1 protein-coding gene is annotated in these 1160 nt (G+C 66.0%); it reads right to left on the bottom strand.

Features of this window, described 5'->3' with window-relative positions; all coding sequences use genetic code 11:
- The gene (locus AC067M_RS45795) at positions 1-1122 is read right to left on the bottom strand and encodes an IS630 family transposase (RefSeq protein WP_478702916.1); all 1122 of its coding nucleotides are present in this window, start codon (positions 1120-1122) and stop codon (positions 1-3) included.
- Positions 1123-1160 lie beyond the last annotated feature (38 nt).

The following is a 1160-nucleotide window of genomic DNA, read 5'->3' as shown; positions in this document are numbered from 1 at the left end:
CTAGTGTCCTGCGCCAGAGATCCGTTGGCAGAAGCGGGCGAGGGAATCGAGGATCTCTTCGGCGGTCTTGGTCCAGATGAACGGCTTGGGGTCCTCGTTCCAGTCCTTGACCCACGCGCGGATGTCGGCTTCGAGGGCCTGCACGTTTTTGTGGGCGCCGCGGCGGATCTTCTGGTCGGCCAGGAAGCCGAACCACCGCTCGACCTGGTTGATCCAGGAGGAGCCGGTCGGGGTGAAGTGCATGTGGAAGCGTGGGTGCTTGGCCAGCCACGTTTTGATCGCCGGGGTCTTGTGGGTGCCGTAGTTGTCGCAGATCAGGTGGACCGCCAGGTGCGCGGGCACTTCCTTGTCGATCCGGATCAGGAACCTCTTGAACTCCGCTGCCCGGTGCCGGCGGTGCAGAGCACTGATGACCTCGCCGGTGGCGACGTCGAACGCGGCGAACAACGTAGTCAGCCCGTTGCGGACGTAGTCATGGGTGCGACGTTCGGGCATGCCCGGCATTATCGGCAGCACCGGCTGGGACCGGTCCAGGGCCTGGATCTGCGACTTCTCGTCCACCGACAGCACCACCGCGCCCTCGGGCGGGTTGAAGTACAGCCCGACGACATCGTAGACCTTCTCAACGAACAGCGGGTCCGTCGACAACTTGAAGGTGTCGGTCAGGTGCGGCTTGAGCTGGAACCTACGCCAGATCCGGCCGACGGTGGACTTCGACAGGCCGCTGTGTTCCGCCATCGACTTCCGCGACCAGTGGGTGGCGTTCTTCGGGATCTCCTCCAGCGTCGTGACCACGACTGCTTCCACCTGATCCACGCTGATGGTGGGCGGCCGGCCCGGCCGGGGCTCGTCGACCAGGCCATCCAGCCGCTCCGCCAGGAACCGGCGCCGCCACTTGCGGACGGTGTCGGCGGCCACCCGCAGTTCGCGTGCGACCACGACGATCGGTGGCACCTCCGGACCCGCGCACGCCAGCACGATCCGCGCGCGCAGGGACAGTGCCTGGGCCGACGACGCCCGCCGCGTCCACCGCTCCAACACCGCCCGCTCGTCATCAGACAACAGCAACGGCTCCAGCTTCGGGCCCCGACGAGGAACTGACGCACCAGCAGCAGAAGTCACGCAACTACTAACGATCAACTACTGGCGCAGGACACTAG

The sequence above is a fragment of the Streptomyces sp. NPDC043427 genome (assembly GCF_056436655.1).
Note: the sequence above shows the minus strand (reverse complement) of the source record. Positions and strands in the feature narration are given on the sequence as shown.